This window comes from Frigoribacterium sp. CF331, from assembly GCF_057787905.1.
In genome coordinates this window covers 949389-974798 of the sequence record NZ_CM173545.1, presented here as the reverse complement: position 1 = coordinate 974798, position 25410 = coordinate 949389, and the positions used below count along the sequence as shown (strand labels likewise).

Here is a 25410-nt window from a genome sequence, read left to right as displayed (position 1 = left end):
TCGACGTCATGGATTCCCTGCTCGCACTCGAGGTGTTCTACATCGGGCTCCTCGGCCTCGCCACCCTCGCCATCGGCTTCGTCTCGGTCGTCGTCCTCCTCAAGCTGTTCAAGGGGCAGCGTTGACCGACGAGCGACGGCGCTGACCGCTCCATGATCGACATCCCCATCGACCTCCCGTCCGAGCTCGTCCCCCTCTCGTGGTTGATCGGCGTCTGGCAGGGCACCGGCGTCGTCGACTACAAGATCGGCGAGGGCGACCCCGACTCCGTGCCGGGCACCGAACGGCGCACCCACGAGTTCGGGCAGCGCATCAGCTTCAGCCACGACGGCCTGCCCTTCCTGAACTACAGCTCGTACACCTGGCTGCTCGACGACGAGCACACCCCCCTGACGAGCGAGACCGGCTACTGGCGACTCGAACGCCCCGCCGAGCCGGGCGACCGGGGCCCGGGCATGCTGCCGGGCGTCGGCGTGCAGCCGTTCACCTCGGCGCGCGCCGTCGAGATCCTGCGGACGCCCGACGACGGCTTCGGCCTCGAGGTGCAGATCGCCCACCCGACCGGCGTCAACGAGCTGTACCTCGGACGGGTGAAGGGGCCCCGCATCGACCTGGCCACCGACGCCGTCGTGCGGTCGAGCAACGCCAAGGAGTACTCGGCGGCCACCCGCATGTACGGTCTCGTCGACGGCAAGCTGTTCTGGGCGTGGGACATCGCGGCCCTCGGGCAAGAACTGCGCTCGCACGCGTCGGGGCAGTTGGCGCGCGTTGACTGACGCGGACGGCCCCACCACCGACGCCGCGCCTCCTGCGGTGTCGCCTTTCTCGGCGCGCGACGGCTTCGTCGACGACGGGTCGGGCGTGGCCGCCCACTACGGCAACCCGCTCGGCGAGCAGCGCCTGCTCGCCCGCGGCGCGGCCGTCGTCGACCTCTCCGACCGCGGCGTGCTCACGGTCTCCGGGCCCGACCGGCTCAGCTGGCTGAACTCGCTGACGAGCCAGGCGCTCGTCGGCCTCGCTCCCGGCGTCTCGACCGAGACCCTGCTGCTCGACGCGAACGGCCGGCTCGAGCACGCCGCGCGCATCGTCGACGACGGCGAGACGGCGTGGCTGCTCGTCGAGCGTTCCGAGGTCGAGCCCCTCGGCACCTGGCTCGACCGGATGCGCTTCATGCTGCGCGTCGAGGTGGCCGACCGCACGGGTGACGTGGCGACGATCGGTTCGATGCACGACCTGCTCGGCGGCACCGACCCGCTCGTCCCGGTCGTGACGTCGGGCGACACCCCGCTGGTCTGGGTCGACCCCTGGCGCGAGGTGACGCTCGGCGGGCACAGCTACGCCGAGTCCGACCACCACCCCGGTCACGACTGGACCTACCGCGAGAGCCTCGTGCGGCGCTCCGACCTCGACGCGCTCGCGGCCCTGCCCGCCGACCGTCTGGCCGTGGCGGGCACCCTCGCCCTCGAGGCCCTCCGCATCGAGGCCTGGCGCCCGCGCCTGGCGACCGAGGTCGACGAGCGGACCATCCCGCACGAGCTCGACTGGATGCGCAGCGCCGTGCACCTCGCCAAGGGCTGCTACCGCGGCCAGGAGACCGTCGCCAAGGTGCACAACATCGGCCACCCGCCGCGTCGGCTCGTCATGCTGCACCTCGACGGCAGCGACGGCGTGCTGCCCGGGCACGGTGCCGAGGTCGTGCTGGCACCGCCCGCCGGCGGCGCCGTCGAGGCCGAGACGCCAGGAGGCGCGGCCGGGGCCCCCGAGACCCCCGCGCGCAAGCCGGTGGGTCACGTCACGAGCGTCGCCCTGCACCACGAGCTCGGTCCGATCGCGCTGGCACTCGTCAAGCGCGGCACCGACGAGGCGGCGCCGCTCGCGGTCGTCGTCGACGACCTGCTCGTCGCCGCCGCCCAAGAGGTGGTCGTCCCCGCCTCGGCCGGCGCCGCCGCGGGCGTGCCGCGCCTGCCGCGCCTCGGCGCCGTCCGTCGCTGACCGCCCGGTGAGGCAGCGCACCCGGGCCCGGTCGTGACCGGGCCGACGCGCGGCGGCGGGCTGCGGCGCAGCTGGCACCGCGCCTCCTCGTCGTTCGACCTGAGGGACGCGACGGCCCGGACGATCGCGTCGGGGCCCGCCGTCGTCCAGATCGTGCTCGCGGTCGCGGGGGCCTACGCCATCACGCACTACGCCCTGGGCCACGCGATCCCGCTGCTGGCCGTGACCATCACCATCTCGTCGCTCGGCCTCGCCCGCGACGCCCGCCCGCGCCGCGTGCTCGAGAACGCGGTCGGCGTGCTGATCGGCATCGCCCTGAGCGAGGTGCTGCTGATGATCGTCGGCAAGGGGCTGTGGCAGATCGCGCTCGTCCTGTTCGTGACGTTGCTGGTCGCGCGGTTCTTCTCGTCGAGCAGTGCGTTCGCCGTCGCGGCCGCGACCCAGTCGATGCTCGTCATGTTGCTGCCCGACCCCGACGGCGGGGCCTTCGTCCGCAGCATCGACGGAGCCGTCGGGGGAGCGGTGGCCCTGCTCGTCACCGCCGTCGTGCCGCGCGACCCCGTCGGGCTCGCCCGGTACGACGCCCGGCGGCTGTTCGACGAGGTCGACCACGCCTTCACCGCGCTCGTCTCGGCGGTGCGCACCGACGACGCTCCGCGCGCCGACGACGCGCTCGGTCGCCTCCGCGGCACGCAGTCGGTGCTCGACGACTGGTCGTCGACCCTCGAGTCGGCGCAGTCCATCGCGCGGCTGTCGCCCTTCCTGCGGTCGCGACTGCCCGACCTGCGCCAGCAGGCGACGGTGCGGCGCTACGTCGACCTCGCGGTGCGCAACCTCCGGGTGGTCGCGAGGCGCCTCGACACCCAGCTCGGCGACGGCGTCGACCGGTCGGCGCTGGCCGACCTGCTCGACTCGACCGCGCGGGCCGTCGCGGTGCTCGGCCGGTCGGTGCACGACGTCGAACAGCGGCCGGTCGCCCGCGAGGCCCTGACGGCCGTGGCCCGACGGCTCGACCCGACCGTCGTGCTGCCCGGCGCGCCCGTCACCGAGGCCATCGTCGTGCTGATGATGCGCCCGCTGCTCGTCGACCTGCTGATGGCCACGGGGCTCGACCACGGCGAGGCCCGGGCCCGGCTCGCCCGCGTCTGACGCGTGGTGCCCGCGTCGCTCGGGCGCCTGACGCGTCGCCCGCCCGCCGCGCGCCCGCCGGGCACCCGTCCCGCGGCCGTCCGCGGGTCACGCCCGCGGTGCGACCGCCGCCCAGGGCACCGAGAGCTCGCCGAGCCGCCACCGCGTCCGGCCGCCCTGCACGGGCCAGCCCGCGTCGCGCAGCCCCTGCACCGTCGCGAGCCAGCGTTGCACCGGCCCGTAGACCGAGAGCGGGGCCGCGACGGCCCACTGGCGGTCGAGGTCGACGAGCAGGTCGTGCACGCGTTCTCCCGGCACGTTGCGGTGGATCAGGGCCTTGGGCAGTCGTTCGGCCACGACCGACGGCAGTTCGAGCCCGGCGAGCCGCAGCGAGATCGTGAACGTCGTCGGCCCCCGGGGTGTCACGTCGACCCAGCTCGCCACGCGGCCGACCTCGTTGCAGGTGCCCTCGACGAGCACGCCGCCGGGCTGCAGGCGCCCGGTCATCAGCGCCCACGCGTCGGCCACCTGCGACTCGTCGTACTGGCGCAGCACGTTGAACGCGCGGACCACCGCCGGTCGACGGTCGCCGTCGAGCGGCACCTCGAACCCGCCCCGGCGGAAGCTCACCCCGGGACGTGCCGACAGGCTCGCGAGCCGCACGCGTTCGGGCTCGATCTCGATGCCGACGACCTCGACGTCGTCGCGGACCCGCAGGAGGCGCTGGTGCAGTTCGAGGGGAGTCGTCGCGCTCGCGCCGTACCCCAGGTCGACGACCAGGGGGTCGTCCGCGCGCCGGAACGACGGGTGGGCGGCGATCCAGCGGTCGACGCGGCGCAGGCGGTTGGTGCCGGTCGTGCCGCGCGTGACGGAACCGATGGGCATGCACCGAGTCTGCCATCGGAGCGTCGCGATACGCTGGCGGCATGACTTCGACCCTCATCCTCCTGCGTCACGGCAACAGCGAATGGAACGCGAAGAACCTCTTCACCGGATGGGTCGACGTGCGGCTCACCGAGCAGGGCCGCGCCGAGGCCAAGCGTGCCGGCGAGCTGCTCCGCGAGGCCGACCTGCTGCCCGACATCCTCTACACGTCGCGCCTGACCCGGGCGATCCAGACCGCCGACATCGCCCTCGAAGAGGCCGACCGCCTCTGGATCGACGTCAAGCGCTCGTGGCGCCTCAACGAGCGCCACTACGGTGCGCTGCAGGGCAAGGACAAGGCGCAGACGCTCGAGCAGTACGGCCCCGAGCAGTTCCAGACCTGGCGCCGGTCGTTCGACGTGCCGCCGCCCCCGCTCGACGACGACAGCGAGTTCTCGCAGGCGCACGACAAGCGCTACGCCGAGCTCGGCATCGACGCCCCGCGCACCGAGTCGCTCGCCCTCGTCATCGAGCGCATGCTGCCGTACTGGCACAGCGACATCACCGAGAGCCTGGCCGCCGGTGACGTCACCCTCGTCGTCGCGCACGGCAACTCGCTGCGGGCGCTCGTGAAGCACCTCGACGGCATCGGCGACGACGAGATCGCCGAGCTGAACATCCCCACGGGCATCCCGCTCGTCTACGAGCTCGACGACGACTTCGTGCCGACCGGCCCGGCCCGCTACCTCGACCCCGAGGCCGCCGCCGCCGGTGCCGCCGCGGTCGCGAACCAGGGCAAGAAATAGCGCCTCCCGACGATCTGGCGCCCCGCGGCCCGTCCACCGGTCGCGGGGCGCCGTCGTCGGTGCGGGTCGGCACCACGAGGCGGCGGTCAGACGAACCGTGCGCTGATCTGCATCACGAGGTCGTCCATGTCGACGGGGGCACTCGTGTCGACGCGGATGACCGGCCACCCGCCGAGCGGCTCGGCACCGGCCGCCCACGTCGGCCAGGCGGCCCGGGTCGACTCGACCGTGCCGTGCGCCGGGTGCCGGCCGCCGGCCGCGAGCCGGTCGACCACGCGCTGCAGGGCCACCTCGGGGTCGACGTCGCACCACACCTCCACCGTGCGGGGCGATCCGGCGCGTTCGACGCCGGCGCGGGCGACGTCGAGATCGCGCTCCCGGTGCCAGAACGAGTCGACCACCACGCCCGCCTCGACCTCGCCCGCCATCGCCCAGACGGCGTCCATCGCGATGCCACCGAGGGCGTGCGGATCGATCATCGGCCCGGCCAGGTCGACCAGCGCCTCCTTGACGGGGTCCTTCGCGAGCAGCGGGCAGCCGAGCACGCCGGCGAGCGTGGCCGAGAGGGTGGTCTTGCCCGATCCGGGCAGACCGTTGACGAGGATCGCGACTGAAGCCATGCCCCCATCCTCGCGGACCGCGAGGCCGCGACCGGACGCAGGAGGCGCGGTGCCCGTCGACCGGGCACCGCGCCTCCTGCTCGTCAGAGGGTGGTCAGACCTCGGGGGCGACCCAGTCGCCGGTGGCGAGGTACTGGACCTTCTTGGCGATCGAGACCGCGTGGTCCGCGAACCGCTCGTGGTAGCGCGACGCGAGCGTGGAGTCGACCGTGTCGACGGCCGCGCCCTTCCAGGTCTCGCCGAGCACCTTGTCGAACACGCTGAGGTGCAGCTCGTCGATGCGGTCGTCGTCGTTGCGGATCTCCTCGGCCAGGCGCACGTCCTCGGTGGTCAGCAGCTCGGTGAGCTTGTTCGCGATGGCGACGTCGAGCTCGCCCAGCTCCTTGAAGGTCGGTCGCAGCGACTTCGGCACGACCTTCTCGGGGAACCGGTAGCGGGCCAGCTGGGCGATGTGCTCGGCCATGTCGCCCATGCGCTCGAGCGAGGCGCTGATGCGCAGGGCGCTGACGACGATGCGCAGGTCGCGGGCGACCGGGTTCTGGCGGGCCAGGATGTCGATCGCCAGCTCGTCGAGGGCGATGGCGCGCTCGTCGATCTTGTCGTCGTCGGCGATGACCTGCTCGGCCAACGAGACGTTCGACTCGTTGAAGGCCGTGGTCGCGTTCGCGATCGAGACGGCGACGAGGCCGGCGATCTCGACGAGACGCTCCTGCACCTCCAGGAGTTCCTGCTGGAATACCTCGCGCATGTCGTGTTCGACCCTCTCGTCGTGGGGGCTCGGTGGCCCTGGGAGCACGGTGGCTGCGAGCGGGGTGCGGGGCGCGCCCTCGGCTCGTGACGTGGGGGCGTGAGTCGCCCGCACAGTCCCGACGATGGTCTCCGGTGAAGGTTAACGACCGGTGATCGCCGCCTGAACTCTGACCAAAGTACAGCGGATGCGCCGACCTCCCGTTCATCGACGGGCCGGGGGGTCACTACTGTGAACGACATGGAATCCGCCTGGCTGGTGCCGTTGTCGCTGGCCTTCGGGGCCGTCGTCGGTGCCGCGATCGTGCTGGTGGTCGTCTCGGCCCACCGACGCGCCGTGCGAGCCGCGGCCCTCGTCGACGTCGCCCTGCCGGACGGCATCGACGCCGTGCTCGACGCGCTCGAGTCCGCGGGGCTCGTGGTCGACCCCTCGGGCAACGTGCTGAAGGCCTCGGTGGCGGCCCGGCAGCTCGGCCTGGTGTCGGCCCAGCAACACCTCGTACACCCCGAGCTCGAGACCATCGTCAACGACGTCCGCCGGCACGGCGACCCCGTCGTCGAAGAACTGACCCTGCCCCGGCTGCCCGGCAGCGAGGCCACCATCGCCGTCCACGTGCGGGCGGCCGCGCTCGGCGGTCGCTTCGTGCTGCTGCTCGCCGAGGACCGCACCGAGGGGCGCCGCCTCGACGACATGCGCCGGGACTTCGTCGCCAACATCAGCCACGAGCTCAAGACGCCGATCGGCGCCGTCGGGCTGCTGGCCGAGGCCCTCGAGTCCGCCTCGGCCGACCCCGAGCAGGTGCGGCACTTCGCCGCGCGCCTGACGCGCGAGGCCGGGCGGCTCGGCCGCCTCACACAGGACATCATCGAGCTCTCGCGCCTGCAGGCGACCGACGCGCTCGAGACCGCCGAGCCGATCGACGTGCGCGACGTGGTCGACACGGCCGTGGACCGCAACCGGGTGGGCGCCGAGGCACGTGGCATCGACCTCGTCGTGCGGGGCGGCAAGCACGCCCACGTCGTCGGCGACCAGGCGATGCTCGTCACGGCCGTGGACAACCTCGTGGCGAACGCCATCAACTACTCGCCCGACGGGTCGCGGGTCGGCATCGGCGCCACCGTCGACCAGGGCGGGGTCGTCGAGATCGCCGTCACCGACCAGGGCTACGGCATCCCCGACGACGAGCTCGACCGCGTCTTCGAGCGCTTCTACCGCGTCGACCCGGCCCGGTCCCGTCGCACCGGCGGCACGGGCCTCGGCCTCGCGATCGTCAAGCACGTCGTGCAGAACCACGGCGGTGACGTGCGCGTCTGGTCGCAGGTCGGCAAGGGGTCGACCTTCACGCTGCGCCTGCCGGCCGCCGACGTCGAACCCGTCACCCGATCGATCCCGACCACGGTCGCCCCGCGGCCGGAGCACCAGGAGACACGATGACCATGGAGACCCGATGACCCACATCTTGATCGTCGAGGACGAGGAGTCCCTCAGCGAGCCGCTCGCCTTCATCCTGCAGCGCGAGGGCTACCAGGTGACGGTGGCCGAGGACGGCCCGGGTGCCGTCGCCGCCTTCGACAAGACCGGCGCCGACCTCGTGCTGCTCGACCTGATGCTGCCGGGCATCCCGGGCACCGAGGTCTGCCGGATCATCCGGACCAGGTCGCAGGTGCCGATCGTCATGCTCACGGCCAAGGACAGCGAGGTCGACATCGTGGTCGGCCTCGAGCTCGGCGCCGACGACTACGTCACCAAGCCGTACTCGACCCGCGAGCTGCTCGCGCGCATCCGGGCCGTCCTGCGTCGTCGCGTCGACCCCGACGACCTGTCCGACTCGATGCTCGAGGCGGGCGAGATCCGCATGGACGTCGAGCGTCACGTCGTGTCGGTCCGCGGCACCGACGTCGCCATGCCCCTGAAGGAGTTCGAGCTGCTCGAACTGCTCATGCGCAACGCCGGCCGGGTGCTGACCCGGGGACAGCTGATCGACCGGGTCTGGGGCTCGGACTACTTCGGCGACACCAAGACCCTCGACGTGCACATCAAGCGCATCCGCTCGAAGATCGAGGCCGTGCCTTCCGAGCCGAAGGCCCTGGTCACGGTGCGCGGCCTCGGCTACCGCATCGAGGCCTGACCGGCGGGCAGGGCTCCCGCCCCGCCGGGAGCCCGGGAGGCGCCGGTCGCCTCACGCGCGAGAGGCCCGGCACCGCACACGGCGGGCCGGGCCTCTCGGCGGTCGGTGGGGTGGGGCTACGGCGTCGGCGACGAGGACGGTGCCTGCTCGGTCGCCTCGACGAGCGGCGTCGACTCGACGGTGGGCTCGGAGGACGGCGTGGGCGAGGGCAGCAGCGTGGCGTACTCGGACAGGGCACCCGTCAGGACGGGCACGTTGAACGACTTGCCCGTCTCGGTGCCGTACTGGACGAACACCGGCACGAGGGCGCCCGGGTCGGAGTCGAGCGAGTCGATGATGAACTGGTCCTGGCCGGGCTCGGTGCCCAGCTCGACCTTGGACGAGCCGTCGACCTCGATCGTCTGCGTCTCTTTGCCCGAGGTGGTGGGGTACTCGAACGAGACCTTCGCGGCCTCGTCGCTCGTGTTGAGGACGACCATGCTCAGGCTCGCCGTGCCGCCGTCGCCCTCGCGAGCCGTGAGGAGGATGGCGTTCCGCACCTGGATCGAGCCGACGTTGACGCTGTAGCCGTCGCTGGCGTCGTACTGCTTCGTCGTGGCCTGCGGGCTGATGAAGTTGCACCCGGCGGCGGTCAGGACGACCACGGCGCCGACGGCGGCGGCCGAGACGACTCGCGTCGCCAGTCCGCGAGACTTCAGGGATGGGGCTCGCACAGGTGTCCTCCAGGATCAGCGTCACGACAAGCGTCTGCCGCCCAGCTTATCCGCGCCCACGGGCGTCGGTTCGTTAGGGCAGCCTTACCAACGACTGCTTATGGTATCCTGGGTGTCGCAGAATGGAGCCTGATTCATGCAGTTCGAGGTCGGCGAGACCGTTGTATACCCGCACCACGGGGCAGCGACAATCTCAGAAGTCAAGAAGCGGATCATCAAGGGCGAAGAGAAGCTGTACCTCAAGCTTCGCGTCACCCAGGGTGATCTGACCATCGAAGTACCCGCAGACAACGTCGACCTGGTCGGCGTGCGAGACGTCATCGGCAAAGAGGGGTTGGACCGCGTCTTCGACGTGCTCCGCGCCCCCTTCACCGAAGAGCCGACCAACTGGTCGCGCCGCTACAAGGCGAACCTCGAGAAGCTCGCCAGCGGTGACGTCATCAAGGTGTCCGAGGTCGTGCGCGACCTCTGGCGTCGCGATCAGGACCGCGGCCTCTCGGCCGGTGAGAAGCGCATGCTCGCCAAGGCCCGCCAGATCCTGATCAGTGAGCTCGCGCTCGCCGAGAAGACCGACGAAGAGAAGGCGTCGAGCGTCCTCGACGAGGTCCTTGCGTCCTAGCACTCCCGACGACCGCTCGGTCGGTGACGGTGGGGTCCACACCCCGTCCGGCGCCGGTCGGGCGGTCGTCGTCGTTGCGGCGGGCAGCGGCACCCGACTCGCGCTCGGCCGCCCGAAGGCGTTCGTCGAGGTCGCGGGCCGCAGCATCCTCGAACGGTCCCTCGAGGCCGTCTTCGCGTCGGCCGTTCCGACGCAGGTCGTCGTCGTCGTCCCCGCGGCGCTCGTCGACGAGTCCCGCACGCTCGTGGACGCCGTCGCCGGTCCCGCCTGCGGCTACGCCTCGGTCGTCGTGGGCGGCGCCACGCGCCAGCAGTCCGTCGCGGCGGGCCTGACCGCCCTCGGCCCCGAGGTCGCGACCGTGCTGGTCCACGACTGCGCCCGGCCGTTCACCCCCACCGCGCAGTTCGACCTCGTGGCCGACACCGTCGAGGCCACCGGCGACGGCGTCGTGCCGGGCCTGCCGGTGACCGACACCGTCAAGCGCGTCGACGCCGACGCCGCCTTCGTCGTCGACACCGTCGACCGCAGCGAGCTCGTGGCGATGCAGACGCCGCAGGGGTTCCCCCGCGCCGCGCTCGCGCGCGCCTACGCCGGGGCCTCGGTCGAGCACACCGACGACGCGGCGCTCTTCGCCGCCGCCGGCCACCGCGTCCGCGTCGTCGCGGGCGACCCGGTGGCCTTCAAGATCACGACCCCGTGGGACTTGCGTCGGGCCGAGACGATCGTCGCCGAGGGCGAGGCGGGTGCGCCGGGGCGCGAGGCGACCGCTCGACCGGGCCCGCGCCTCCTGACCGGGGTCGGCACCGACGTCCACGCGTACGACGCGGCGCAGCCGATGCGCCTCGGGCTGCTGCACTTCGCCGACGAGGCGGGGCTCGCGGGGCACAGCGACGGCGACGCCGTCGCCCACGCGATCGTCGACGCCCTGCTGTCCGCCGCCGGCCTCGGCGACATCGGGTCGAGCTTCGGCACGGACGATCCCCGCTTCGCCGGGGCCTCGGGCGACGTGTTCCTCTCCGCCACCCTCGACCTGCTCGCGGCCGCCGGCGCGGCCCCGGTGAACGTCGCCGTCCAGGTGATCGGCAACCGGCCCCGGCTCTCGTCGCGGCGCGTCGAGATGCAGGACGAGCTGACCCGCGTGGTCGGCGCCCCCGTCAGCGTCTCGGCGACCACGACCGACGGGCTCGGCTTCACGGGGCGTGGTGAGGGCGTCGCCGTCGTCGCGACGGCCCTCGTCACGAGCGAGGCCGCGAGCCCGGCGTCAAATAGGCTGATCACGTGACCATCAGGCTCTACGACTCCCGCCGGCAGGCGCTCGTCGACTTCGTCCCGCTCGTCCCCGGCCAGGTCGGGCTGTACGTCTGCGGCCCCACCGTGCAGTCGTCGCCCCACATCGGGCACCTGCGCTCGGCGCTCGTCTACGACCTCTGGCGTCGCTGGTTCACCTACCGCGGCCTCGACGTCACCCTGGTGCGCAACGTCACCGACATCGACGACAAGATCCTCGCCCTGGCGGCCGACACCAGCGAAGAGTGGTGGGCCCGCGCCTACCGGTACGAGCTCGAGTTCACCGCCGGGTACCAGGCGCTCGGCATCCTGCCGCCCACCTACGAACCACGGGCGACCGCCAGCGTCGGCGAGATGCAGCAGATCGTCACGACGCTGCTCGAGAAGGGGCACGCCTACGTCGCCCCCGACGGCTCGGGCGACGTGTACTTCGACACGACGAGCTGGCCCGCCTACGGCGCCCTCACGAACCAGTCGGTCGACGACATGGCGCCGGCCACCGACGCCGACCCCCGCGGCAAGCGCGACCCGCGCGACTTCGCCCTGTGGAAGGGCCACAAGGCCGACGAGCCCGAGTCCGCCTCGTGGGCGTCGCCCTGGGGCGAGGGGCGACCCGGGTGGCACATCGAGTGCTCGGCGATGTCGGCTCGCTACCTCGGCCGCGCCTTCGACATCCACGGCGGCGGCCTCGACCTGAGGTTCCCGCACCACGAGAACGAGCTCGCCCAGTCGACCGCCGCGGGCATGGGCTTCACCTCGTACTGGCTGCACAACGGCCTCGTCGCCGTCGAGGGCCAGAAGATGTCGAAGTCGCTCGGCAACTCGATCTTCGCCGCCGACTTCCTGGCCAGGGCCCGCCCGGTGGTCGTGCGCTACTTCTTCAGCGCCGCGCACTACCGCTCGACCATCGACTACCACGAGGGCGCGCTGCTCGAGGCCGAGGCGGCCCTCGACCGCGTCGAGACCTTCCTCGAACGGGCCCAGCGGCGCCTGGCCGACACCCGCTTCGCCGGGGTCGGCGCCCGCGTCGTGCCCGACGAGTTCGGCGAGGCGATGGACGACGACCTCAACGTGCCCCAGGCCGTGGCCGTGCTGCACGACACCGTGCGTGCCGGCAACGTCGCCCTCGACGACGGCGACCTCGACACCGCGGCCCGGGCCTGGCAGCACGTGGCCGCCATGGTGGCCGTGCTCGGCATCGACCCGACGGCGCCCGAGTGGCGGTCGGGCGACGAGGGCGACGCCCACCGCGCGCTCGGCACGCTGGTCGACGTACTCTTGGCCGAACGCCAGCAAGCCCGGGCCGATCGCGACTTCTCGCGGGCCGACGAGATCAGGGGCGTCCTGACGGGCGCCGGCATCACCATCGAAGACACCCCCAGCGGGTCGCATTGGAGCCTCGAACAGTGAAGAACACCAGCGGAGCACGCAAGGGCCGTCCCGGCAGCAGTGCCGTTCGCCAGGGCAGCAAGGGCAAGCAGGTCGGCAGCGGCGGGCAGGGGCGCCAGGCGCTCGAGGGCAAGAAGCCCACGCCGGCCGCCGAAGACCGCCCGTACCACCCCGCGGGCAAGGCGAAGGCGGCGCGCGAGCGCCTCGAGGCGGCTCGTGGTCGCGGCGGGGCCGGCCCGCGCGCCGGGTCGCCGATCGCCGGTCGCGGGGGGGCCGACGCCCCCCGGCGTCGCCCCAAGTCGGCCGACGACAGCGAGATGGTCACCGGTCGCAACTCGGTCGTCGAGGCGCTCCGGACGCGGGTCCCGGCGACGACGCTCTACATCGCCGCGCGCATCGAGATGGACGAGCGCACGAAAGAGATCCTGCAGCTCGCCACCCGCCGTGGCCTGCCGATCCTCGAGGTGATGCGCCCCGAGCTCGACCGCATCACGGGGCACGACTCCGTGCACCAGGGCGTCGCGCTCAAGGTGCCGCCGTACGAGTACGCCCACCCCGTCGACATGCTCGAGGCGGCGGTCAAGCGTCAGCAGAAGCCGCTCTTCGTGGCGCTCGACGGCATCACCGACCCGCGCAACCTCGGGGCGATCATCCGTTCGGTGGCCGCGTTCGGCGGGCAGGGCGTCATCGTCCCGCAGCGTCGGTCGGTCGGCCTCACCGCCTCGGCCTGGAAGACCTCGGCCGGCGCCGCGGCCCGCATCCCCGTCGCGATGGCCGCGAACCTCACGCAGACCCTCAAGTCGTACAAAGAGCAGGGCGTGTTCGTGATCGGCCTCGACGGTGACGGCGACGTCATGCTGCCCGGCCTCGAGCTGGCCGACCGCCCGATCGTCGTCGTCGTGGGCAGCGAGGGCAAGGGCCTGTCGCGCATCGTCGCCGAGACCTGCGACATGATCGTGTCGGTGCCCATCACCGGCGCCGTCGAGTCGCTGAACGCCGGCATCGCGGCGTCCGTCACGCTCTACGAGATCTCGAAGCTGCGCGCCGAGCGCTCGAAGAAGTAGCGCGGAACCCGCGAGGCGGGGCCTCGAGGAGGCGCGGGTCGGCCGGGTGCCGGCCCGCGCCTCCTGCGTCGTCAGACCTTCGCGCGCCAGTCCTCGTCGGAGCCGGCGTCGTCCGCCTCGAGCCGGTCGGCCTCGGGCAACGAGATCGACTCGGTCGCGGGTTCGATGACCATCTGCTCGTCGCGGCGGTGACGAAGCACGTCGTTGATGTACGAGGTGAGCGCCTCGGCGATCGGGACGTCGCGGTTCTCGGCCTGCGACTGGTACCAGCGGTGCTCGAGCAGCTGGTGGAACACCTCGGCCGGCTCGAGGCGTCCGCGCAGCTCGCGGGGGATCGAGCGGACCACGGGCTCGAAGACGCGCGAGGCCCATTCGTGGGCGATCATCTCCTCGTCGGAGTCCGACTGGTCGGTGCGCATGCGGTACGCGTCGAGGTCGTTGAGCAGGCGGCGTGCCTGGTTCTCCTCGACGTCGAGGCCCGTGAGCCGCAGCAGGCGGCGCGAGTGGTGGCCGGCGTCGACCACCTTGGGCTGGATCTTGACCTGGCTGCCGCCCTCGGCGGTCTTGATCGCCAGTTCTTCGATGTCGAAGCCGAGGTCGTTGAGCCGCTCGACGCGGTCGTTGATCCGCCAACGCTCCGAGCTGTCGAAGGTCTCGGCCCCGGTCAGCTCGGTCCAGAGGCTGCGGTACGCGGCGACGATGCCGTTGCTGACGTCGACGGGGTCGAGGTTGTCGTCGAGGCGACCGCCGGCCTCGAGGTCGAGCAGCTCGCCGGCGATGTTGACGCGGGCGACCTCGAGGTCGTTCTCGCGCTGGCCGTTCGACAGGCCGCCGGGGTAGAGCTTGCCCGTCTCGGCGTCGACCAGGTAGGCCGCGAACGCCCCCGCGTCACGACGGAACAGGGTGTTCGACAACGACACGTCGCCCCAGTAGAACCCGATGATGTGCAGCCGGACGAGCAGCAGGGCCAACGCGTCGACCAGGCGGCGGGCCGTGTCGGGGCGCAGGGTCTGCGAGTACAGCGCACGGTACGGCAGCGAGAACTTCAGGTGGCGGGTGACGAGCACCGGGTTGAGCGGCGAACCGTCGGCGTCCTGGCGGTTCGTGATGACGGCCAGCGGGTCGACGCAGGGGATGTCCATGCGCTGCAGCGTCCGCAGCATCTCGTACTCGCCGCGGGCCATCTCGCCCGACGTCTCTTTGATGGCGATGACGAAGCCGCTGAGGTGCGCGAACCGCACGAGGTGCCGCGAGATGCCCTTGGGCAGGGTGGCGATGGCCTCGTCGGGCCACTCGTCGAGCGGCAGGTCCCAGGGCAGGTCGAGCAGCGCCGGGTCGGCGGTGGCCGAGGTGATGTTCAGGGAGTCGGGCATGAGGGCCTCTCGTGCGTGGTGCGCCACCCTGACGGGACGGCGGGGGAGGTCGGGAGGCGCGGGGCCTGGACGCGGGACGGCCCGCCGTGTCGCCCGGAGTGGTGCTCCGGACGGACCCGACGGGCCGACTCGACCTGCTGCTACGCGCTGACGACGGCCTTGTCGCCGAGGCGCTCGCCGCTCTCGGTGTCGAAGACGTGCACGTGGTGCGCCTGCGGGGTGACGTGGATCGTGTCGCCCAGCTTGGGGTGGTTGCGGCCGTCGACCCGCACGACGACGTCGACGCGGTTGCCGTCGACCTCGGTGTGGCCGTAGAGGTAACCGTCGGCGCCGAGCTCTTCGACGACGTCGACGGTGACCGCGAGGCCCTCGCCGGTCGTGTTGACCACGACGTCCTCGGGGCGGACGCCCACGGTGACGCTCTTGCCGTTGGCCTGGCCGACCGTGTCGCGGTCGACCGCGGTGACGGCGGTGCCGAACTGGATGCCGCCGTCGACGACGTCGGCGGGCAGCAGGTTCATGGCGGGCGAGCCGATGAAGCCGGCGACGAAGACGTTCTGCGGCTTCTCGTACAGGTCGCGGGGGGTGCCGACCTGCTGCAGGACGCCGTCCTTGAGGACCGCGATGCGGTCGCCCATCGTCAGGGCCTCGGTCTGGTCGTGCGTGACGTAGACCGTGGTGACGCCGAGGCGGCGCTGGAGCGACGCGATCTGGGTGCGGGTCTGCACGCGCAGCTTGGCGTCGAGGTTCGACAGGGGCTCGTCCATGAGGAACACCTGGGGCTGACGCACGATGGCGCGACCCATGGCGACGCGCTGACGCTGACCACCCGAGAGGGCCTTGGGCTTGCGCGAGAGGTAGGGCTCGAGGTCGAGCAGCTTGGCCGCCTCGAGGACGCGGGTCGCGCGTTCTTCCTTGCCGACGCCGGCGATCTTCAGGGCGAAGCCCATGTTCTCGGCGACGGTCATGTGGGGGTACAGCGCGTAGTTCTGGAACACCATCGCGATGTCGCGGTCCTTCGGCGGCACGTCTGTGACGTTGCGGTCGCCGATGTAGATGTCGCCCGAGTTGACCTCTTCGAGGCCGGCGAGCATGCGCAGGGTGGTCGACTTGCCGCAGCCGGAGGGGCCGACGAGCACGAGGAACTCGCCGTCGGCGACCTCGAGGTCGATGCCGTCGACCGCGGCGCGCGTCGAGCCGGGGTAGAGGCGGGTTGCCTTGCTGAACGTGACCGAAGCCATGATCTTCTCCTTCACCGGCAGGTACGTGCCGGACGATCCGTTGTGAATGGACGGTGATCACCCTCAGGGATCTGCGGTGACCACCACCGGCCAGCATGCCAGGAAACGTGCCGGCCCGCCATGCGCGCACCCCTTCTCCACCCGCTCGTCGCCCGCGCTGGCGGACTTCTGCCAGGCTCTCCTCGTACCATGTTTCGTGGCCACGACTCGTGGCGACCGTCCCCACCACCCGCTCGACGCGACCATGCGAGGCCGTCGCGCACCGGAGCCCCATGACTGACCTGAACCCCGACGACCCGTCGTTGACCAAGAACCAGCGGCGCGCGGCGGCCCGCCAGAAGGCGCAGCTCGCGCGACAGAAGCAGAAGCGTCGCCAGCGTGCGGGCCGGTGGGCCCTGCAGGGCGGCCTCGCCCTGGTGGTGATCGCCATCGTCGTCGGCGTCGTCCTGGTCATCACGAACAGCATCCGTCCGGCCGGCCCCGGCCCTGCGAACATGGCGAGCGACGGAATCAAGATCGGCCAGGGCTTCGAGGCCGTGCAGACCGGTGCCCTCGGCCCCGACGACGAGCCCACCGCCTCGGCGACCACGGCGTCGAGCGACACGGTCGACATCGTGGTCTACCTCGACTACCTCTGCCCGATCTGCGGCGAGTTCGAGCAGGCCAACAACGACTACATCAGCGGGCTCGTCGAGTCGGGCGCGGCGACGGTCGAGTACCACCCCGTGGCCATCCTGACGAACCAGTCCCTCGGCACGAAGTACAGCAACCGGGCCGCCAACGCCGCCGCCTGCGTGGCGAACTACTCGCCGAACTCGTTCTTCGACTTCAACACCGCGATGTTCGAGCAGCAACCGGAAGAGGGCACCAGGGGCCTCGACGACTCGCAGCTCGCCGACATCGCGACGGGAGTCGACGGGGTGACGAACGCGAGCGACATCACGTCGTGCATCGACGACGACGAGTTCGGGTCGTGGGTGACGGCGGCGACCCAGCGCGCCATCGACGGGCCGATCCCGAACAGCGACCTGGACGCCTTGACCGGCACCCCGACGGTCCTCGTCAACGGTCAGAAGTACGACGGCAGCCGTCCCTTCACCGTGCAGGAGTTCCGCAGCTTCGTCGTCACCGCGGCCGGCAACAGCTACACCGAGTCGGGCACGGCCAGCCCGTCGCCGACCCCCACCGGGTCCGCGCCGGCCGAAGCCCCCGCCGAGACTCCCGCCGGCTAGGTCGTCATGCGCGGGTGCGGCAGCACGCCGGTGCGGTCGCGCGTCGCGACCGGCAGGTCGTGCAGCACCACGTCGCGCACCTCGCCGGCGTCGAGGGTCAGCGTCAGGTAGGTGGCGGCCGGCTGGCGTCGCCGGTCCGTGGGCGACCCCGGGTTCAGCAGGCGCAGGCCCGCCGGGGTGGTGGTGTCCCACGGGATGTGGCTGTGCCCGAAGAGCAGCAGGTCGGTCTCGGGGAACGCGCGGTCCATGCGGGCCTCGCGCCCCTCCTTCGCTCCGGTCTCGTGGACCACCGCCAGGCGCACGCCGTCGACCGTGTGGCGGGCCACCTCGGGCAGGCGGGCGCGCAACCCGTCGCCGTCGTTGTTGCCCCACACCCCGACCAGGAGGCGCGCGCGGGCCTCGAACTCGTCGAGCAGCGGTTCGCCGGTCCAGTCGCCCGCGTGCACGACGACGTCGGCGCGCTCGACCGCGGCCCACACGACCCCCGGTACGGCCTTCGCCTTCTGCGGGACGTGGGTGTCGGACACGACGAGGACGGAGGTCGGCATGCCCCCACGCTAGGCGCGAGTCGAACCGTCGGAGCGTCGATCCGGCCCGATATTCTCCTGACGGGGTTGGCTGGTCCGGTCGGGCCGATCACCCCCGACTCTCTCGCCCGCCCACCGGCGCCCGGCCGCGTGCGACCGCGCCCCGCCCGGCACCCCTCTCGACCCCCGCACCACCAGAAACGAGGACGACACCGTGGGACTCTTCCGCAGCCATGAAGCCGAGGTGGCCCGTGAGGACGCCGCCGTCCGGCACTCCCTCTGGGCCGACGCCTTCGGCACCCTCGCGACGCGCGCCGTCCAGATCATCGCCGTGCTGATCGTCGCGATCGGCGTCATCTACGTGTTCTTGAGCCTCAGCCTCGTCACCCTCCCGGTGCTGCTCGCGCTCATCTTCGCCTCGGCCATGCTGCCGGTCGTCGCGTTCCTGCGCCGTCACAAGGTGCCCTCGGTGCTCGCGACGCTGATCGCCCTGTTCGCCGTGCTGATCATCCTCGGCCTCGTCGCCTGGCTCATCGTGTGGGCGGTCGAGAACCAGGCGAGTTCGCTCGCCGAGTCGGCGACCTCGGGCTTCAACAAGCTGCAGGACTGGATCACGACCCTGCCCTTCTCGATCAGCGACCAGCAGATCGAGGACGCCCGCAACGCGGCCGTCGACTTCGTCACGAGTTCGCAGTTCGGCTCGGGTGCCCTGGCCGGCGCCTCGGCCGTCGGCAGCTTCGCCACGGGGCTCGTGCTGATGATCGTCGTCCTGTTCTTCTTCCTCAAGGACGGCCCCGCGATCTGGGAGTTCCTGCTGCGACCGTTCAAGGGTGAGCACTACGCCCGTGCCCGCCGCATCGGCGACAAGACGGTGTCGACCCTCGGCGGTTACGTGCGCGGGACGGCGACGGTCGCCGCGGTCGACGCCATCGGCATCGGCATCGGCCTCTTCGCCCTCGGCGTGCCCCTGGCCCTGCCGCTGGCCGTCGTGGTCTTCCTGACCGCCTTCATCCCCCTGGTCGGCGCGACCGCGGCCGGCATCCTGGCCGCCCTCGTGGCGCTCGTCGCGAACGGGCCCGGCACGGCCCTGGCCGTCGTCGCCGTCGTGGTGGTCGTCAACCAGCTCGAGGGCAACTTCCTGCAGCCGGTGCTCATGGGGCGCACGCTGCAGCTGCACGGCCTCGTCATCCTCGTCGCGCTGACCGCCGGCACGATCCTCGGTGGCGTCGTCGGCGCCGTCATCGCGGTGCCGCTGATGGCCGTCGTCTGGGGCATCACGCAGGTCTGGAACGGCGACCACGACCCCGCCGAGATGTTCCGGCAGAAACGGCCCGAAGAGGTCCGCTGAGCGGGACGACCCGAGGAGGCGCGGTGCGAGCAGGGCTCGCACCGCGCCTCCTGCGTCCCCGCTCCCTCCGGACCAGGTTCGAGAAAAAAGGTGCAGCAACTGCAGCCAGATGGTTGCAGATCGTCAACGAAAGCGTATGGTTGATTTTCGGCAACCAACGGACACGGCCAACGGCGATCGGTCCCCACCATCTCGAACCACCGGAGCGCACCTTGTCGCAGACCACGACCGCCGCGGGTACCAAGCCCGCTGCCCCGCACGAACCGGGTGAAGCCCCCGGCATGAGCCACCGCGAAGTCCTCACGGCCCTGTCGGGCCTGCTGATGGGCATGCTCGTGGCGATCCTGTCGTCGACCGTCGTGTCGACCTCGCTGCCGCGCATCGTCAGCGACCTGAACGGCAGCCAGACCTCGTACACCTGGGTCATCACCGCCACGTTGCTGGCCACCACCGTCAGCACCCCGCTCTGGGGCAAGTTCTCCGACCTCACGAACCGCAAGGTGCTGCTGCAGGTGGCGCTCGTGCTCTTCGTGCTCGCGTCGGTCGCGGCCGGCTTCTCGCAGAACACCGCGACGCTGATCACCTTCCGCGTCTTCCAGGGCCTCGGCGCCGGTGGCCTCACCGCCCTGGTGCAGGTCGTCATGAGCGACATCATCAGCCCGCGTGAGCGCGGCCGCTACATGGGTTACCTGGGCGCCGTCATGAGCGTCGGCACCATCGGCGGCCCGCTGCTCGGCGGCGTGCTCACCGACACGATCGGCTGGCGCTGGAACTTCTTCGTCGGCGTGCCCGTCGGCATCGCGGCCCTGATCGTCATCCAGCGGACGCTGCACCTGCCGGCCAAGCCGAAGAAGAAGGTCGTCGTCGACTACTGGGGCGCGGGCCTGATCGCCGGCGGCGTCTCGCTGCTGCTCATCTGGGTTTCGCTCGGCGGCAAGCAGTTCGAGTGGAACTCGGTGACCAGCTGGGTCATGGGCCTCGGAGCCGCCGCGCTGCTCGTGCTCGCCGTGGTCGTGGAGTTCCGTTCGAAGGAGCCGATCATCCCGCTGACGCTCTTCACGAACCGCACCTTCACCTTCGCCGTCATCGCCTCGCTCAGTGTCGGCGTCGCCATGTTCGGCACCAGCGTCTTCCTCGGCCAGTACATGCAGCTGGCCCGCGGCCAGTCGCCGACCATGGCCGGCATCCTGACGCTGCCGATGGTCCTCGGCCTGCTCATCTCGTCGATGGTCGCCGGTGCGCTCATCTCGAAGTACGGCAAGTGGAAGCCCTACATGATCGTCGGTTCGGTCCTGCTCGCCGCCGGGCTCTTCCTCATGTCGACGATCGAGTACGACACGAACTTCGTCATCGTCTCGGTCTTCATGGCGATGATGGGCCTCGGCATCGGCATGGTTATGCAGAACCTCGTGCTGGTCGTGCAGAACTCGGTCGACGTCGGCGTCGTCGGCGCGGCCTCGTCGAGCGTCGCGTTCTTCCGCAGCCTCGGCGGCACCATCGGCGTCTCGGTCATGGGCGCCGTGCTCGGCACCAAGGTGTCGGGCTACATCACCGACGGCCTGACCGACGCCGGCGTCGACCCCAGCGCCCTGGGCAGCGGCGAGTCGACCACCAGCATCCCGGATCTCAGCACCGTGCCCGGCCCGATCCGCACCATCATCGAGTCGGCCTACGGTCAGGGCGTCGCCGACGTGTTCCTCATCGCGGCGCCCCTGGCGATCATCACCATCGTCTTCGTCTGCCTGCTGCCGAACGTCGAGCTGGGCACCAAGACCGGCCTGCAGCGTGCCGCGGCGAAGGGTGAGGGCCCGACGGCCGGCTCGGCCTCGACCGACGGCGAAGGAGGCGCGGCCCCGGTCGACGGGAACGACGCTTCCCCTGCCGCCAAGGGCGCCGCGGCCACGGCCGGCCTGGCCCCCGCGGTGTCGAGCGCCCCGGCGACGGCGGCCGCACCCGCTCCGTCGGCACCCGCGTCGGCATCGACGAGCACGCTGACGACGGACTCGCCGGCCTCGAGCCTCTCCGGGTCGCCGGCTCCGGTCTCGCCGATCGACGAGGGGGCTGACCCGGTCGAGACGGGACGCCGCCACCACGGTCACGCGACGACCGCCACCGGTACCATCGACACGATCATCGCGACGGGTGCCGCCGAGGTGGCGGGCCACCCGGTGCCCGCCGACGAACTGGCCGAGAGCCCGGTGTTCTCGTCCCTGGTCGAGGAGAAGGATGTCGCAGCCGATCGTTGACGGCCAGCCCGAGGGCGCGGTGCTCGACGCGCCGCGTCCTGCGGGGGCCGAGGCCTCCGACCCGGCGGCACCGCGCCTCCTCGGGGTCGATGCCGACGCGCAGGTCGCACCGCGCCTCCCGAGCTCCGCCGACGACGGTCGCGAGGGCCACATGGCCAGCGTGGTCGACGAGATCGGCTCGATGATGGTCGAGGCCAAGCGCACGATCGCCGCGGCCGCGTCGCGGTTCGACCCCGACGTGCCGCCGACCGCGTTCTACGTGCTGCGCTACGTGATGAAGCACCAGCCGTGCAGCGCCGGCGACATCGTCAAGGCGATGGCGATGGACAAGAGCGCGGTCAGCCGGCAGGTCACCCTGCTGCGCGAGGCCGGGTTCGTGGACGTCGTGCCCGACACGGCCGACGGCCGCGTCATGACGCTGCGCAGCACCGATCGGGCCGAGGCCCGCATGCTCGAGGTGCGGCACGAGAACCGCGCCGTGTTCCGCACCCACGTCGAGGGCTGGACCGACGCCGAGCTCGCCGAGTTCGCCGGCTGGCTGCGCCGGTTCAACACCCCGGCCGGCTAGGTCGGCCGGCTTCGAGTCGGGTCCGCGTCGCACCCCGTCGATCGGCGCAGGACACCTGCCCAGGCGAATGGTCGAGCGCCGGTCGGCGGGGTGTCGAGGCGGGGACGGTGTCGCACCCCGTCGATCGGCGCAGGACACCTGCCTAGGCGAATGGTCGAGCGCCGCATGCCGGGGTCACACGGCGGACCGACGACGAAGGCCCCCTCCCGAGACGGGAGGGGGCCTTCGGGCGTCCGGCAGGTGCTAGATGGTGGCGGTGTCGATCACGAAGCGGTAGCGGACCTTGCTGGCGACGACGCGCTCGTAGGCCTCGTCGACCTCGTCGGCACCGATCGTCTCGATCTCGGCACCGATGTGGTGCTCGGCGCAGAAGTCCAGCATCTCCTGCGTCTCCGGGATGCCGCCGATGTTCGACCCGGCCAGGCTGCGACGGCCGCCGATGAGCGAGCCCGCGCCGAACGACTGCGGGTTCTCGGGCAGGCCCACGAACACCATCGTGCCGTTGAGGCGCAGGGTGCGGGCGTAGGCGTCGATGTCCATGTCGGCCGAGATCGTGTTGATGATCAGGTCGAACGAGCTGCGCAGCTTCGTGAAGGTCTCGGGGTCGCTCGAGGCGTAGTAGTGGTCGGCGCCGAGCTTCAGGCCGTCTTCCTGCTTGGAGAGCGTCTGGCTGATGACGGTGACCTCGGCGCCCAGGGCGTGCGCGATCTTGACGGCCATGTGGCCGAGCCCGCCCATGCCGACGACGGCGACCTTCTTGCCGGGGCCGGCGCCCCAGTGCTTGAGCGGCGAGTAGGTCGTGATGCCGGCGCAGAGCAGCGGTGCCGCCTCGTCGAGCGCGATGCCCTCGGGGATCGACAGCACGTAGTTCTCGTCGGCGACGATCTGCTTGGCGTAGCCGCCGTAGGTGGGCTCACCCGAGTACTGGCGGCCGTTGTAGGTCGCGACGTTGCCCTTGACGCAGAACTGCTGCTCGCCCGCGAGGCAGTTCTCGCACTCGCGGCAGCTGTCGACGAAGCAGCCGATGCCGACGCGGTCGCCGACCTTGTGCTTCGTGACGTCGGAGCCGACCTCGGTGACGATGCCGGCGATCTCGTGACCGGGCACCATCGGGAAGATGGCCTTGCCCCACTCTTCGCGGGCCTGGTGGATGTCGCTGTGGCAGATGCCGGCGAAGGCGATGTCGATCTGGACGTCGTTCGGGCCGACGTCGCGCAGCTCGACGGTGGAGTGCTCGAAGGGTGCGCCGGCGGACGGCGTGAGCAGGACGGGGACGGTGGTGGGCATGGGGGGACCTCCGTGTAGATGGCTGTGCGCACCTCGCGGGCGCGCCGAAATCCGACGACGTTGTGGGATGCAACCAGCCTAGGCCGGTCCGCCGACGACGGCTCCCAGCCCGGGGTCCGAGCGGCCGAGGCGCCGACGGCAGGAGGCGTGGGTCGGCCCCCCGAGGAGGCGCGCCTCAGCCGAGCAGTTCGGCCCGCCAGACGAGCGCGGCGGCCCCGACCAGGGGGCTCTCGTCGCTCAGCCCGGAGCGGACGACGCGGACGCGACGGGCGTACTCGTTGACCGGCGCCTCCTGGACGGTGGCCCGGACCAGGTCGAGGTAGTCCTCGCTGACGCGCGAGAACCCGCCGCCGATCGCGACGACGTCGAGGTCGAGCAGCGTGGTGACCGACGACACGGCCTCGCCCACGGCGTTCGCCGATCGTCGGACGGCGGCCACGGCGATCTCGTCGCCCGCCACGTAGCCGGCGGCCAGGTCTTCGCCGCGCTCGCCCTGCCAGCCCTGCGCGCGTGCCCAGGCGACGACGTTGGGGCCCGAGGCGATGACCTCGAGGGTGGCGGCCCAGGCGTTCTCGCCGGCGGGGCGGTCGGCGATCTGGATCTGACCGATGTGGCCGGCGTTGCCGGTGCCACCCGAGAGCAGTCGGCCGTTCACGATCAGCCCGCCGCCGACGCCGGTCGAGACCGTGATCGCCAACGCGTTGTCGACGCCCTGCGTCGCGCCCACCCAGTGCTCGGCGAGGGCCAGGCTGACGCCGTCGAGGCGCAGCGTGACGGGGGCGGCGTCGGGCAGGGTCGAGGCGGCGAGGGCCGCCACCTGTTCGCGCAACGGGTAGCCGCGCCAGGCGTGGAGGTTGATCGGCGACACCGTGCCGTGCACGAGGTCGACCGGGCCGGCGCTGCCGATGCCCGCACCGACGAGCGCGTCACCGTCGGGCAGGGCCGCGAGGGCGTGGGCGACGACCGCGCTGACCGCCTCGGCCAGTTCGTCGGACGTCGACCCGGCGCCGGTGGGGCGGCGGTCGCGGCTTCCGTCGAGCAGGGCTCCGTCGGAGGCGACCAGCGCCGCCTCGACCTTCGTTCCGCCCACGTCGACGGCCAGTGCGTAATCGGTCACGTCGGCCAGCGTAGCGGGGGCGTGCGACCGGGTCGGCCGCCGCACTAGGGTGGCTGCCGGCACGCTGACGAAAGGCACCCCATGCACACCACCGACGGTCGGGTCGCCGTTCTCGGCGACGCCCTCATCGACGAGATCCGCACCGACGAGGGGTCGACCGACCACGTCGGCGGAGCCGGCCTCAACGTCGCCGTCGGGCTCAGCCGCCTCGGCGTGCCGACCACGCTGCTCGCCTCGATCGGCGACGACGCCGACGGCGGGTCGATCCGCGCCTTCCTCGCCGAGCACGACGTCGAGCTGGTCGCGACGATCAACCCGCTCGGCACCGGCCGGGCCGTGTCGCTGCGGGTCGCCGGCGAACCGACCTACGTCTTCACCGACGCCGCGGTCGCCCGGGGCCTCGACTTCTCGGCCGAGCAGCTCGCCGTGCTCGAGGCCGCTCCGCTCGTCGCGGTCAGCTCGTACCCGTTCGACGACGCCGCCCTCACCGACCGTCTGCTGCGCGTCGTCGGCACCGACCCCGTGCGGTTGGTGGTCGACCCGAACCCGCGCCCCGGGTTCCTGCCCGGCGGGGCCGCCCAGATCGCCGACTTCGTCGCCGGCTTCGAACGCGTCGCGGCCTCGACGCTGCTCGTCAAGGTCGGCGACGACGACGCCGGGCTCGTCGCCGGTCGGTCGCTCGCCGACTGGCAGGAGGCGCTGCTCGCCTCGGGCACCGGGGGAGTCCTCGCCACGCGCGGCTCGGCCGGGGCGAGCCTGGTGCTCGCCGGGTCGGTGGACGGCGCCACGGACGGCGCCACGGACGCTGCCGCGGGCACGGCCCTGACGCGCGGCATCTCGTCGGCCGACGGCGAGGTCGTCGACACGATGGGTGCCGGCGACGCGACCTTCGCGTCGATCGTCGCCTCGCTGCTCGCCGAGCGGCGTGAGCCCGGGTCGGTCGAGTGGTCGGGGGCGCTCGACCGGGCCATGGACGTCGCGGCGGCGACGGTCAGGGCTCCGGGGGCGTTGCTGCGGCTGCCCCGCTGACGGCTGCGCGGTCGGCCGACCCGCGCCTCCTGCCCTCTGCCGTCGCCCGGACGCCGCCGAGTGGACACGACGCCGCGGCGTGCG

Annotated in this window: 24 protein-coding genes; 15 read left to right on the top strand and 9 right to left on the bottom strand. The window is 71.9% G+C overall.

Annotation, left to right across the window (positions count from 1 at the left end; all coding sequences use genetic code 11):
- Nucleotides 1–152: 152 nt before the first annotated feature.
- From AC3CCI_RS04545 to AC3CCI_RS04535, 3 genes are read left to right on the top strand one after another with little or no spacing between them, the layout of a single operon-like run.
- Nucleotides 153–776 carry a heme-binding beta-barrel domain-containing protein gene (locus AC3CCI_RS04545; RefSeq protein WP_488628246.1) on the top strand — a complete coding sequence of 208 codons (624 nt, stop codon included), beginning with the start codon at nucleotides 153–155 and terminating at the stop codon, nucleotides 774–776.
- Nucleotides 769–1992, top strand: a complete 1224-nt coding sequence (gene ygfZ, locus AC3CCI_RS04540) for a CAF17-like 4Fe-4S cluster assembly/insertion protein YgfZ (protein ID WP_488628245.1) — start codon at nucleotides 769–771, stop codon at nucleotides 1990–1992. The genes AC3CCI_RS04545 and ygfZ overlap by 8 nt, the downstream gene beginning before the upstream one ends.
- A 33-nt stretch (nucleotides 1993–2025) precedes the next feature.
- Nucleotides 2026–3141: an FUSC family protein gene (locus AC3CCI_RS04535; protein WP_488628244.1), complete on the top strand. Its 1116-nt coding sequence runs from the start codon at nucleotides 2026–2028 to the stop codon at nucleotides 3139–3141.
- 87 nt (nucleotides 3142–3228) lie between these two features.
- On the opposite strand, the gene AC3CCI_RS04530 is transcribed toward AC3CCI_RS04535, so the two are convergent.
- Nucleotides 3229–4005 carry a class I SAM-dependent methyltransferase gene (locus AC3CCI_RS04530; protein WP_488628243.1) on the bottom strand — a complete coding sequence of 259 codons (777 nt, stop codon included), beginning with the start codon at nucleotides 4003–4005 and terminating at the stop codon, nucleotides 3229–3231.
- Between the two features lie 41 nt (nucleotides 4006–4046).
- Here AC3CCI_RS04530 and AC3CCI_RS04525 point away from each other — a divergent pair, with 41 nt between their 5' ends.
- Entirely contained in the window at nucleotides 4047–4790 is a 744-nt protein-coding gene (locus AC3CCI_RS04525; protein WP_159827656.1) for a phosphoglyceromutase, read from the top strand.
- 86 nt (nucleotides 4791–4876) lie between these two features.
- Here the strand turns inward: AC3CCI_RS04525 and AC3CCI_RS04520 are convergent, their stop codons facing one another.
- Nucleotides 4877–5410, bottom strand: coding sequence for a P-loop nucleotide/nucleoside kinase family protein (locus AC3CCI_RS04520; RefSeq protein WP_488628242.1), 534 nt, complete (start codon nucleotides 5408–5410; stop codon nucleotides 4877–4879).
- A 94-nt stretch (nucleotides 5411–5504) separates the two neighbouring features.
- Complete coding sequence (gene phoU / locus AC3CCI_RS04515) at nucleotides 5505–6158, bottom strand: phosphate signaling complex protein PhoU (RefSeq protein ID WP_043597221.1); 654 nt, start codon at nucleotides 6156–6158, stop codon at nucleotides 5505–5507.
- 240 nt (nucleotides 6159–6398) lie between these two features.
- Between phoU and AC3CCI_RS04510 the strand changes: the two genes are divergently transcribed.
- Nucleotides 6399–7592, top strand: coding sequence for a sensor histidine kinase (locus AC3CCI_RS04510; RefSeq protein WP_488628241.1), 1194 nt, complete (start codon nucleotides 6399–6401; stop codon nucleotides 7590–7592).
- Between the two features lie 13 nt (nucleotides 7593–7605).
- Nucleotides 7606–8286 (top strand): response regulator, encoded by a 681-nt coding sequence (locus AC3CCI_RS04505; protein WP_488628240.1) that lies wholly within the window; start codon nucleotides 7606–7608, stop codon nucleotides 8284–8286.
- Nucleotides 8287–8402: 116 nt separating this feature from the next.
- Here the strand turns inward: AC3CCI_RS04505 and AC3CCI_RS04500 are convergent, their stop codons facing one another.
- Nucleotides 8403–8999, bottom strand: a complete 597-nt coding sequence (locus tag AC3CCI_RS04500) for a hypothetical protein (protein ID WP_354595704.1) — start codon at nucleotides 8997–8999, stop codon at nucleotides 8403–8405.
- Nucleotides 9000–9135: 136 nt separating this feature from the next.
- Between AC3CCI_RS04500 and AC3CCI_RS04495 the strand changes: the two genes are divergently transcribed.
- From AC3CCI_RS04495 to rlmB, 4 genes are read left to right on the top strand one after another with little or no spacing between them, the layout of a single operon-like run.
- Nucleotides 9136–9618, top strand: coding sequence for a CarD family transcriptional regulator (locus tag AC3CCI_RS04495; protein WP_043597211.1), 483 nt, complete (start codon nucleotides 9136–9138; stop codon nucleotides 9616–9618).
- Complete coding sequence (ispD, locus tag AC3CCI_RS04490) at nucleotides 9608–10900, top strand: 2-C-methyl-D-erythritol 4-phosphate cytidylyltransferase (RefSeq protein ID WP_488628239.1); 1293 nt, start codon at nucleotides 9608–9610, stop codon at nucleotides 10898–10900. The genes AC3CCI_RS04495 and ispD overlap by 11 nt, the downstream gene beginning before the upstream one ends.
- Entirely contained in the window at nucleotides 10897–12315 is a 1419-nt protein-coding gene (gene cysS / locus AC3CCI_RS04485; RefSeq protein WP_488628238.1) for a cysteine--tRNA ligase, read from the top strand. Before ispD ends, cysS begins: the two co-directional genes overlap by 4 nt.
- On the top strand, nucleotides 12312–13358 hold the full coding sequence (gene rlmB, locus AC3CCI_RS04480) for a 23S rRNA (guanosine(2251)-2'-O)-methyltransferase RlmB (protein ID WP_488628237.1): 1047 nt from the start codon (nucleotides 12312–12314) through the stop codon (nucleotides 13356–13358). The genes cysS and rlmB overlap by 4 nt, the downstream gene beginning before the upstream one ends.
- A 71-nt stretch (nucleotides 13359–13429) precedes the next feature.
- On the opposite strand, the gene AC3CCI_RS04475 is transcribed toward rlmB, so the two are convergent.
- Both AC3CCI_RS04475 and AC3CCI_RS04470 read right to left on the bottom strand, forming a co-directional pair.
- Nucleotides 13430–14731 (bottom strand): DUF4032 domain-containing protein, encoded by a 1302-nt coding sequence (locus AC3CCI_RS04475; protein ID WP_488628236.1) that lies wholly within the window; start codon nucleotides 14729–14731, stop codon nucleotides 13430–13432.
- Between the two features lie 140 nt (nucleotides 14732–14871).
- Nucleotides 14872–15972, bottom strand: a complete 1101-nt coding sequence (locus AC3CCI_RS04470; protein ID WP_354595699.1) for an ABC transporter ATP-binding protein — start codon at nucleotides 15970–15972, stop codon at nucleotides 14872–14874.
- 272 nt (nucleotides 15973–16244) lie between these two features.
- On the opposite strand from AC3CCI_RS04470, the gene AC3CCI_RS04465 reads away from it, so the two are divergent.
- The gene (locus tag AC3CCI_RS04465; protein WP_354595698.1) at nucleotides 16245–17204 is read left to right on the top strand and encodes a DsbA family protein; all 960 of its coding nucleotides are present in this window, start codon (nucleotides 16245–16247) and stop codon (nucleotides 17202–17204) included.
- On the opposite strand, the gene AC3CCI_RS04460 is transcribed toward AC3CCI_RS04465, so the two are convergent.
- A complete protein-coding gene (locus AC3CCI_RS04460; protein WP_488628235.1) occupies nucleotides 17201–17752 on the bottom strand; it encodes a metallophosphoesterase family protein in 552 nt (183 codons plus the stop codon). The genes AC3CCI_RS04465 and AC3CCI_RS04460 overlap by 4 nt on opposite strands.
- A 193-nt stretch (nucleotides 17753–17945) precedes the next feature.
- Between AC3CCI_RS04460 and AC3CCI_RS04455 the strand changes: the two genes are divergently transcribed.
- From AC3CCI_RS04455 to AC3CCI_RS04445, 3 genes are all read left to right on the top strand, one after another.
- Entirely contained in the window at nucleotides 17946–19079 is a 1134-nt protein-coding gene (locus AC3CCI_RS04455; protein ID WP_354595696.1) for an AI-2E family transporter, read from the top strand.
- Nucleotides 19080–19360: 281 nt separating this feature from the next.
- The gene (locus AC3CCI_RS04450) at nucleotides 19361–21325 is read left to right on the top strand and encodes an MDR family MFS transporter (protein WP_488628234.1); all 1965 of its coding nucleotides are present in this window, start codon (nucleotides 19361–19363) and stop codon (nucleotides 21323–21325) included.
- Nucleotides 21306–21893: a MarR family winged helix-turn-helix transcriptional regulator gene (locus AC3CCI_RS04445; protein ID WP_488628233.1), complete on the top strand. Its 588-nt coding sequence runs from the start codon at nucleotides 21306–21308 to the stop codon at nucleotides 21891–21893. Before AC3CCI_RS04450 ends, AC3CCI_RS04445 begins: the two co-directional genes overlap by 20 nt.
- A 243-nt stretch (nucleotides 21894–22136) precedes the next feature.
- On the opposite strand, the gene AC3CCI_RS04440 is transcribed toward AC3CCI_RS04445, so the two are convergent.
- Together AC3CCI_RS04440 and AC3CCI_RS04435 are read right to left on the bottom strand one after the other, a co-directional pair.
- Complete coding sequence (locus AC3CCI_RS04440; protein ID WP_488628232.1) at nucleotides 22137–23180, bottom strand: NAD(P)-dependent alcohol dehydrogenase; 1044 nt, start codon at nucleotides 23178–23180, stop codon at nucleotides 22137–22139.
- 175 nt (nucleotides 23181–23355) lie between these two features.
- The gene (locus tag AC3CCI_RS04435; RefSeq protein ID WP_488628231.1) at nucleotides 23356–24297 is read right to left on the bottom strand and encodes an ROK family protein; all 942 of its coding nucleotides are present in this window, start codon (nucleotides 24295–24297) and stop codon (nucleotides 23356–23358) included.
- A gap of 81 nt (nucleotides 24298–24378) precedes the next feature.
- Between AC3CCI_RS04435 and AC3CCI_RS04430 the strand changes: the two genes are divergently transcribed.
- Nucleotides 24379–25326: a carbohydrate kinase family protein gene (locus AC3CCI_RS04430; protein WP_488628230.1), complete on the top strand. Its 948-nt coding sequence runs from the start codon at nucleotides 24379–24381 to the stop codon at nucleotides 25324–25326.
- Nucleotides 25327–25410 lie beyond the last annotated feature (84 nt).

What these genes read in the sequence shown, in the direction of transcription:
- phoU (WP_043597221.1), bottom strand. Translation starts at nt 6,158, where the DNA reads ATGCGCGAGGTATTCCAGCAGGAACTCCTGGAGGTGCAGGAGCGTCTC.
- AC3CCI_RS04475 (WP_488628236.1), bottom strand. Translation starts at nt 14,731, where the DNA reads ATGCCCGACTCCCTGAACATCACCTCGGCCACCGCCGACCCGGCGCTG.
- AC3CCI_RS04465 (WP_354595698.1), top strand. Translation starts at nt 16,245, where the DNA reads ATGACTGACCTGAACCCCGACGACCCGTCGTTGACCAAGAACCAGCGG.
- AC3CCI_RS04530 (WP_488628243.1), bottom strand. Translation starts at nt 4,005, where the DNA reads ATGCCCATCGGTTCCGTCACGCGCGGCACGACCGGCACCAACCGCCTG.
- AC3CCI_RS04545 (WP_488628246.1), top strand. Translation starts at nt 153, where the DNA reads ATGATCGACATCCCCATCGACCTCCCGTCCGAGCTCGTCCCCCTCTCG.
- AC3CCI_RS04430 (WP_488628230.1), top strand. Translation starts at nt 24,379, where the DNA reads ATGCACACCACCGACGGTCGGGTCGCCGTTCTCGGCGACGCCCTCATC.
- AC3CCI_RS04445 (WP_488628233.1), top strand. Translation starts at nt 21,306, where the DNA reads ATGTCGCAGCCGATCGTTGACGGCCAGCCCGAGGGCGCGGTGCTCGAC.
- AC3CCI_RS04525 (WP_159827656.1), top strand. Translation starts at nt 4,047, where the DNA reads ATGACTTCGACCCTCATCCTCCTGCGTCACGGCAACAGCGAATGGAAC.
- AC3CCI_RS04440 (WP_488628232.1), bottom strand. Translation starts at nt 23,180, where the DNA reads ATGCCCACCACCGTCCCCGTCCTGCTCACGCCGTCCGCCGGCGCACCC.
- AC3CCI_RS04510 (WP_488628241.1), top strand. Translation starts at nt 6,399, where the DNA reads ATGGAATCCGCCTGGCTGGTGCCGTTGTCGCTGGCCTTCGGGGCCGTC.
- AC3CCI_RS04495 (WP_043597211.1), top strand. Translation starts at nt 9,136, where the DNA reads ATGCAGTTCGAGGTCGGCGAGACCGTTGTATACCCGCACCACGGGGCA.
- AC3CCI_RS04520 (WP_488628242.1), bottom strand. Translation starts at nt 5,410, where the DNA reads ATGGCTTCAGTCGCGATCCTCGTCAACGGTCTGCCCGGATCGGGCAAG.
- AC3CCI_RS04505 (WP_488628240.1), top strand. Translation starts at nt 7,606, where the DNA reads ATGACCCACATCTTGATCGTCGAGGACGAGGAGTCCCTCAGCGAGCCG.
- AC3CCI_RS04460 (WP_488628235.1), bottom strand. Translation starts at nt 17,752, where the DNA reads ATGCCGACCTCCGTCCTCGTCGTGTCCGACACCCACGTCCCGCAGAAG.
- AC3CCI_RS04450 (WP_488628234.1), top strand. Translation starts at nt 19,361, where the DNA reads ATGAGCCACCGCGAAGTCCTCACGGCCCTGTCGGGCCTGCTGATGGGC.
- AC3CCI_RS04470 (WP_354595699.1), bottom strand. Translation starts at nt 15,972, where the DNA reads ATGGCTTCGGTCACGTTCAGCAAGGCAACCCGCCTCTACCCCGGCTCG.